The following is a 6,669-nucleotide window of genomic DNA, read 5'->3' as shown; positions in this document are numbered from 1 at the left end:
GTACAGTTTGGCAAGACTGGATTGGCTTTCTCTTCTTTGACGAATAAGCCTTTACTACAGCCAATTCTTCAGCAGCATGCTATTCAAAGTCGATGGAGGCGTGACTTTGTCGAAGCTGAAGGGCAGTTAATCAACATTATTGATTTACCAGGTTCTCAGTATGAGCTTATGTTCGTCTCTAACTCTGAATTGGTTGGTAGTAATGCGCTAATTGCATTTATATCTGATACAACCCAAGCCAGAGAGCAAATAGAGTATGCTCGGCACACGCACGTTATAACTGGCTTAGTTGCGATTATTGTTTCAATGCTGTTGATATTCCTCGTTTTGTGGCGGCCGATTCGTTCTCTGCAGCGGCAAGCCAAGGCGCTTCCTTTATTGCCTCAAGGACGATATAAAGAAGCAAAAGACAAGCTTAAGCGCATGGCGAGCAACCGTATTTTTGCTGATGAAATTAGCCAGCTACAAACTACTTCTTTGCAGGTAACCTCTCAGTTAGAGGCCTATCACCAGAAACTGAGTGATAATACCGAAGAGCTTCACCAAATGGCTCACTTCGATGCCTTGACTGGTTTGGCGAACCGGCCCTATTTGATAGAGTTGGTTGATAAGAAGTTAGAGAGCCAAGATGAAACTGAGCGAAAGTTTGCGTTTCTCTACCTTGACCTTGATAACTTCAAACACATTAATGATGCCCTAGGGCACCTGGTTGGTGATAACTTATTGTCTGTGGTTGCCGACCGACTTAAAAGTTGTGTTTCTGATATTGATATTGCAGCGCGTACCGGTGGCGATGAATTTTGCCTTGTGCTTAGTGGTGTTCACAGTGAAAAGAAGGTTGTAGAGCTTGCAAGAAAGGTGCTGAGAGTTCTGGAAGAGCCCGTTGCAATTGAGGGAAGGCGCCTTTCTGTATCATCGAGTATTGGCATCACATTGTCTCTTTTGGATGGTGTATCCGCTGCAACTTTGTTGCAAAACGCCGATCTAGCGATGTATCAAGCCAAAGCCTCAGGCAAGAATAGCTACCATATCTTTAATCATCAGCTCCATAAAGATGCTGACTCGCGTATGGCCTTGGAGGAAGAGTTACGCCATGCTGTCGAACGGGAAGAGTTTGTATTGCACTATCAACCGCAAATGGATTTGAGTACCGGAAAGCTGATTGGTTGCGAAGCTCTATTAAGGTGGCAGCATCCTAAGCGTGGTTTGTTATCGCCATTTTTCTTTATCGATATGGTAGAGAATAACGGCCTGATTATTCCCATTGGTAAGTGGATTATTCATGAGGCTTGCCGCCAGTGTGCCGATTGGCAGCAGCGCGGGCTAAGTGACGTTAAAATGTCGATCAACCTGTCAGCTCGCCAGTTTAGTGATCCTGACTTACTTAACGATATTACTCAGGCAATTTCTTTGCACCGAGTTAACCCCGAGAACTTAGAGTTTGAGGTGACTGAGTCCTTGTTAGCGACCGATATTAAGCATGCGATTTCCTTATTGAAAGAGTTGCAGTCTTTGGGACTAACCATTGCAATTGATGACTTTGGTACGGGATACTCTTCTCTTAACTACCTTAAGCAGCTCCCTCTGGATAAACTCAAGGTCGACCGTGCATTTATTATGGACTTACCCAACGATAATGATGACAAGCAGATCACAGCAGCAATTGTTGCCATGGCGCATACTTTGAACTTGAAGGTAGTGGCTGAAGGTGTGGAAACAGTTGAGCAGATGGCTTTCTTGCAAGAGTTGGGTTGTGAGATTGGGCAGGGATATCTATTTGACAAGCCCTTGAGTGCTGATGAGTTCTTCTCGTCCCCGCTTAAGTCTGTCGGGTTTAAGCCAAATAACTAAGATAGGCTTTGATTTCCAGGATATTTCAAAGCGGGGCGTAAGCCCCGCTCATGGTTCAAGGTCTAGAACAGATCTTCGATCGATAAATAGCGTTCGCCAGTATCATAACTGAAAATCACGATGCGGCTGCCAGGAGTAAATTCAGCTTCCTTCTTTTTAACTGCGGCTAAGGTAGCGCCAGAAGAAATACCTACAAAAATCCCTTCCTGCTTTGCACACTCACGTGCCATGTCGAAAGAGTCTTCTTCAGATACTTGAATTGTTCCTGTCAGTATCTCAGTGTTCATGATGTCAGGAATAAAGCCAGCGCCGATACCTTGAAGGCGATGCAGTCCTTTTTCGCAACCACTGATCACTGCGGACTTTTCGGGTTCAACTGCGTAGGATTGTATAGAAGGGAAGGCTTTACGAAGTTCCTCTGTACAGCCAGTGATATGACCGCCAGTGCCAACACCGGTAATCAGATAATCAAGACCATCGGGGAAATCGGAAATAATCTCTTGCGCAGTAGTACGGCGATGGATCGCAACATTTTCAGCATTGGTAAATTGTTGTGGCATCCAGTGATTACTGCCTTTTGTAACTAGTTCGGCAGCTGTTTCAATTGCACCGCCCATGCCTTTTTCTTTTGGTGTTAGTACGAGCTCGGCACCCAGAGCTGTCATGTACTTTCGACGCTCTATAGACATTGACTCCGGCATAACTAGAATCAGCTTATAGCCTTTTACCGCAGCTGCTTGAGCCAGACCGATGCCGGTGTTTCCTGATGTCGGTTCAACAATAACGGTATCTTTGTTGATCTGGCCTGACTTCTCGGCGGCCTCGATCATAGCGAGGCCAATACGGTCTTTAATGCTGCCGCCGGGATTAAAGCGTTCGACCTTCATCCATACTTCGATATCGTCTCGGAAAAGCTTGTTGATTCGTACGTGCGGCGTGTTGCCGATGGTTTCAAGAATGTTGTTATATTTCATTTGAATATTCCCTTTGAGTGGCATTCAGTCATTACAATATACTTGGTTACTGACTTAGCTTACTATTCGAATCAGCTCTCAATACGCAGAGCTTGGAGAGGCACCGGTTGCTGCAAGCAGTATTGGGCTTAGCGAGTTGTTTTGCATGATGAGAGAGTGAAATGCGCATAGCTAAAAATCGTCAGAAATGAGGTCGCCAATAGGGTAAACTATCGGCCATAAAAACGATACACTTAGGCGCTAAATAGTAGGCAACATAATTTACTGTACTTGCTCCAAAATTCAATAAAACTTATTTTCAGTATATAGACTAATAAAGGAAACAAAGCGAATGAGTGTAGCAAGGCTTGCACCGACTCAATCAAAGGTAGAAACGGATGATGGTTTACTACTGAACTTCTACTACTGGCCTAATCAAAATGCTAAAGCTGCGATTGTTATTTCGCATGGCTGGAGTGAACATGCAGGGCGTTATCAGTGCATTGCTGAGTGGTTTGTTTCCCAGGGATACGCAGTCTATGCGCTAGATCATCGAGGGCATGGTCAGTCTGAAGGTAAGCGCGGGCATGTAAGGCGTTGGAGTGACTACGCGCAAGACTTGGAAACACTGCGTTCTACAGTCATGGAAGAAAAGCAATATTTACTTGGTCATTCGATGGGTGGAATGATTAGTTTGCACCACTTGTTAGAGTATCCTGGCCGATTCAGTGGTGTAGCCTTAAGTGGGCCAGCGGCTGATGTTTCAATTGCTGTCCCGTGGTTTACGCGTGTTATTGGCAATACAATGAGTTTCTTTCTACCTAGACTCAGTCTTGCTCATCCCATAGAAGCAAGTGTGGTGTGTTCTGATCCCGAGGTTGTTGCCGCTTATGCCACAGACCCATTTAATCACGGTAAGGTTAGTGCACGTTGGTTTACAGAGTATTTATCGGCAGTTACTAAGCTACGCAAGCAGGCTTCGCAAATCAAAACGCCCATCGCTATATGGCACGGAGAAGGCGATGAACTCGTTGAGCCCTGGGTGAGTGAACACTTATTTGATCGTTTAGAGATGACTAATAAGCAAAGAAAAATCGTTCCCAAGGCTTTGCATGAGATTTTATTAGAGCCAAGCTGGCCGGAAACTGCGAAAGAAATGAAAAATTGGTTGGAGCGGTTTTAGCTTAGCGGTAGAATGGCGCGCTTTATTAAGTGTGTTATTTCGCTTTTTTCAGTTTTAAGGAATGTGAGTCAATAGATGTTGGAAGTAAACCCGCTAGTGCAGCAAATAAAAGATATGTCTGAGCGTGTGCAAACGCTTAGGGGGTATCTTTGACTTTGATGTAAAAAAAGAGCGACTTGTAGAAGTTGAACGTGAATTAGAATTGCCTAGTGTCTGGGATGATCCGGACAACGCGCAAGCGCTTGGCAAAGAACGCTCTAATCTAGAAGCTGTTGTAGCAACCATAGAAAATCTCGACGTTGGTCTGGTGGATGCTCAGGAGCTGCTGGATATGGCTGTGGAAGAGCAAGATGAAGAAACGGTTTCTGCTGTTGAAGATGAGCTTGGCACGCTAAGTGAAAAGCTTGAAACGCTAGAGTTTCGACGAATGTTTTCTGGCGAGATGGATGAAAACAACGCATATCTCGATATTCAGTCTGGCTCAGGTGGTACCGAGGCTCAAGATTGGGCCAGCATGTTATTGCGTATGTTCTTACGGTGGGGGGAGAAGAAAGGTTTCAAGACTGAAATCATTGAACTCTCCGACGGTGAAGTTGCCGGCATCAAAAGTGCGACAATCCAATTTACCGGTGAATATGCATTTGGTTGGTTACGTACAGAGACAGGTGTCCATCGCTTGGTAAGAAAATCTCCTTTTGATTCAGGCAGCCGTCGCCATACTTCTTTTGCATCGGTGTTTGTATCACCGGAAATTGATGATAACGTCGATATTGAAATTAACCCGGCAGACCTGCGTATTGATACGTATCGCTCTAGTGGTGCGGGCGGCCAGCACGTTAATACAACCGATTCAGCAATACGTATTACTCATGAGCCAAGCGGTATTGTGGTCCAATGCCAGAACCAACGTTCACAGCATCAAAACAAAGATAAGGCTATGCAGCAGCTTCGAGCAAAGTTATATGAGCTAGAGATGATGAAGCGTAGCGAAGCGGCACAAGCATTGGAAGATACCAAGTCAGATATTGGTTGGGGAAGTCAAATCCGCTCCTATGTACTGGACTCTTCGCGGATCAAAGATCTGCGAACCAATGTTGAGACCAGTAACTGCAATAATGTCTTAGATGGCGACCTGGATCAGTTTATCGAAGCCAGTCTTAAGCAAGGCCTTTAATTTTTAGTTTGCTGCTATCGTCTTTGGTGGCAGCAATGGATAAGTAATTGGAAGAAAATATGTCGAACGAACAGAATACTACGAACACTGAAGACCAAAATAAGTTGATCACTGAGCGTAAGAACAAACTCAAGGAACTGCGTGATGGTTGTTCAGCAAATGGTCACCGTAATGACTTCGAGCGAAAAGATTTAGCAGGAGATCTGTTAGAAAAGTTCGGTGAGTTCTCTAAGCCAGAGCTAGAAGAACAGGATAACCAAGTATCTGTTGCGGGTCGAATCATGTTTCAGCGGGGGCCATTTACTAAGATTTCTGATGTATCGGGTGGTATGCAGTATTACGTACCAAAAGATATTCAAAAAGAAATTGGCTACAAAACCCGTTTTGATTTAGGTGATATTGTTGGTGTACGGGGTGCCCTGCATAAGTCGGGTAAGGGCGAGTTATTTGTTAATATAGAACGTGCAGAAGATGTGGTTATCCTGACTAAGGCACTACGCCCTTTACCGGATAAGTTTCACGGCTTGGCGGATCAGGAAACTAAGTATCGTCAGCGCTATGTTGACTTGATCATCAACCAGGAAACTCGCGATTTGTTTATGGTTCGCTCCAAGATTATTGAGGGGATTCGTAAATACCTAAGTGATCGTGACTTTATGGAAGTTGAAACACCGATGCTGCAAACCATTCCTGGTGGCGCAACGGCTAAGCCTTTTGAAACGCATCACAATGCACTGGATATCGGTATGTACTTGCGTATCGCGCCAGAATTGTACTTGAAGCGCTTGGTTGTAGGTGGTTTTGAGCGAGTGTTTGAAATTAACCGTAACTTCAGAAATGAAGGTCTTTCGACCCGTCATAATCCTGAATTCACAATGATCGAATTCTACCAGGCTTACGCAACTTATCATGACTTAATGGATACTACTGAAGACATGCTGCGTACTATCGCCTTGGATGTACTGGGTACAACTGACATTAAATCAACTAAGAAAGATGCAGATGGCGAAGTGATTGCCGAGACGGTCTATGACTTTGCCAAACCCTTCGAGCGCATGACAATGGCCGAAGCGGTGCTTAAGTACAATCCAGACTTTGAGCCGTCTATCATCAACGACGCCGGAAATAACTTGGAGCAAATGATTGCCTATGGACGCCAGGTCGGTATTAGAGAAGATGCTAAGCAATCTGCCTGGGGTGCAGGTAAGTGGTTATGCGAAATCTTTGAAGAGACTGCTGAAGAAAAGCTCGATCAGCCTACTTTTATTACTGCCTACCCATGGGAAGTTTCTCCATTAGCGCGTCGAAATGATGACAACCCATTTATCACTGACCGTTTTGAGTTCTTTGTTGGCGGCCGTGAATTGGCAAATGGCTTTTCGGAGCTTAATGACGCTGAAGACCAGGCTGACCGCTTCCGCAAGCAGGTTGAAGAAAAAGATGCTGGTGATGATGAAGCGATGCATTACGACTCAGATTACATCCAGGCTCTTGAATACGGTATGCCA

Annotated in this window: 5 protein-coding genes; 4 read left to right on the top strand and 1 reads right to left on the bottom strand. The window is 44.9% G+C overall.

Features of this window, described 5'->3' with window-relative positions:
* On the top strand, positions 1–1,851 hold a 1,851-nt coding region (locus A3761_RS01010; protein WP_231881104.1), incomplete at its 5' end, for a bifunctional diguanylate cyclase/phosphodiesterase.
* Between the two features lie 62 nt (positions 1,852–1,913).
* On the opposite strand, the gene cysK is transcribed toward A3761_RS01010, so the two are convergent.
* Complete coding sequence (gene cysK, locus A3761_RS01005; RefSeq protein WP_068553561.1) at positions 1,914–2,825, bottom strand: cysteine synthase A; 912 nt, start codon at positions 2,823–2,825, stop codon at positions 1,914–1,916.
* A gap of 331 nt (positions 2,826–3,156) precedes the next feature.
* Between cysK and A3761_RS01000 the strand changes: the two genes are divergently transcribed.
* The 3 genes from A3761_RS01000 to lysS all read left to right on the top strand — a co-directional run.
* Positions 3,157–3,987, top strand: a complete 831-nt coding sequence (locus A3761_RS01000) for an alpha/beta hydrolase (protein WP_068515713.1) — start codon at positions 3,157–3,159, stop codon at positions 3,985–3,987.
* Positions 3,988–4,062: 75 nt separating this feature from the next.
* Positions 4,063–5,161, top strand: a protein-coding gene (prfB, locus tag A3761_RS00995; protein ID WP_156490432.1) for a peptide chain release factor 2 whose coding sequence is annotated in 2 segments (ribosomal slippage) — positions 4,063–4,137 and positions 4,139–5,161 — 1,098 coding nt in all. Because the reading frame shifts where the segments join, the coding sequence is not laid out codon by codon here.
* A 59-nt stretch (positions 5,162–5,220) separates the two neighbouring features.
* Positions 5,221–6,669: lysine--tRNA ligase (gene lysS / locus A3761_RS00990; protein ID WP_068749651.1), on the top strand; the 1,449-nt coding region annotated here is incomplete at its 3' end.

The organism is Oleiphilus sp. HI0123, from assembly GCF_001635315.1.
The sequence above is the reverse complement of the archived record's forward strand: the minus strand, read 5'-3'. Positions and strand labels throughout refer to the sequence as shown.